At 37.2% G+C, this 1,598-nt stretch carries 3 protein-coding genes; 1 reads left to right on the top strand and 2 read right to left on the bottom strand.

The features are described from left to right. Positions 1-539: alpha/beta hydrolase (locus tag AC22ZQ_RS14580; RefSeq protein ID WP_318959479.1), on the top strand; the 539-nt coding region annotated here is incomplete at its 5' end. 96 nt (positions 540-635) lie between these two features. Here AC22ZQ_RS14580 and AC22ZQ_RS14585 read toward each other — a convergent pair. Continuing rightward, complete coding sequence (locus AC22ZQ_RS14585) at positions 636-1,337, bottom strand: ABC transporter ATP-binding protein (RefSeq protein ID WP_318959480.1); 702 nt, start codon at positions 1,335-1,337, stop codon at positions 636-638. Continuing rightward, the coding region (locus AC22ZQ_RS14590; RefSeq protein ID WP_318959481.1) for an iron chelate uptake ABC transporter family permease subunit at positions 1,337-1,598 on the bottom strand (262 nt) is incomplete at its 5' end. The genes AC22ZQ_RS14590 and AC22ZQ_RS14585, both read right to left, overlap by 1 nt.

The following is a 1,598-nucleotide window of genomic DNA, read 5'->3' on the forward strand; positions in this document are numbered from 1 at the left end:
CTATTGTGGTAGGTATTGCTAACGTTGACAGACAAAGAGATTTCACCTTTGACCCCGAATTAGAAGAGTTTTCTACTGCGGTTCCAAATGGTGGCCATAGTAAGGATTTTATTGCTTTTCTTGAAAAAGAATTGATCCCCTTTGTAGAGTACAAGTACAGAGCTTCAAATCAACGTTATCTCGTCGGACAATCTTTAGGAGGTTTAGTAGCTACTGAGATATTGTTGTACAAACCTCAATTGTTTCACCACTATTTTATTGTGAGTCCGAGTATATGGTGGGATCAGGAACGTTTGCTGGTAGAAGGAAAGGCACATTTAGAAAAGGAAGAGCTTCCCCGTTCTGTTCATGTGGAGATTTTTGTAGGTAAAAAGGAACCCTTTATCATGCGTCGAGACGCCAGAAGATTAAAGCGATTATTGAAAAGAAAAACTAAACACAAGGTAAATTTTACCCTGATGAGAAAAGAAGATCATGCAACGATTTTACACAATAGTATCTATCGTGCCTTTGTAAATATGTTTGAACCGAGGTATTAGAATGGTTTTTAACCCAGATTTTTGCTCGTTTCTTTTTTAGATAAAATTAAAAGGAGTAAATCCTCAAAGATTTAACTAGGGTGGAGGTTTATGAGTTTAATATACCTTTTCTATAATCACTTCCTTGGCAATACCGCCTTCAAACACTTCAAATTCTTTCTCTTTGTTGATGCTGATAATCTTATCTGCGTAGTTGAGAGATAGGTCTAGATTGTGTGTGGAGAAGAGTACAGTAACTCCTTTCTTCGCAACAACTTCTTTTAGAATTTGTATGGTTTTAAGTCGATTAGAGTAGTCCAAGAACGCTGTTGGTTCATCTAAAATAATAGCTCTCGCTTCTTGAGCCAACGCCTTACCTATCATGGCAATTTGACGTTCACCATCAGATATTTTTTGAGTAGACAAACACTGTAAATGTTCTATTTTAAGGAGCGCAAGTATTTCATCTATTTTGTCATTGTCGCGCTGTGAAATTCTTCCTAAAACATTGGTGAAAGGAGCCCGTCCCATACCAATTAGTTCTCGTACGGATAAATGCTCAACACCGTAAAATTTAGAAGGAACATAACTGAGGTAGCGCATTTTTTCGCGTTTACTTAAGTCTTGTATGGCTTTACCGTCGATTAAATATTCTCCTTGAAGTGGAGACAGGTTCCCCATTAGGGTTTGTAAAAAGGTAGTTTTACCGCTACCATTTTTTCCTAAAAGTGCATATAACTTACCCTTTTCAACATGCAAATCATTGATGTGAACCAGCTTCTTTTTATACCCTATGTCAACATTTTTTAATTTAAACATCAGTATTTTTTTAGAATGATCCAAACCACGATAGGCGCTCCAAAGAGGGCTGTTATGGCGTTTAGCGGAAGTTGAACAATATCACTAAAAGCAAAAATAAGTAAGTCGCAAAGGAGTAAAAGTACGGCACCCATTAACGCCGAACCTAAAATTAAAAATAAGTGATTGCTCGTCTTAAAAATGTATTTCACTATGTTGGGAATAGCCAACCCTACAAAGGCAATGGGCCCACATAAGGCGGTTACCGTACCGGTTAACAAA

The sequence above is a fragment of the Lishizhenia sp. genome, from assembly GCF_057456495.1.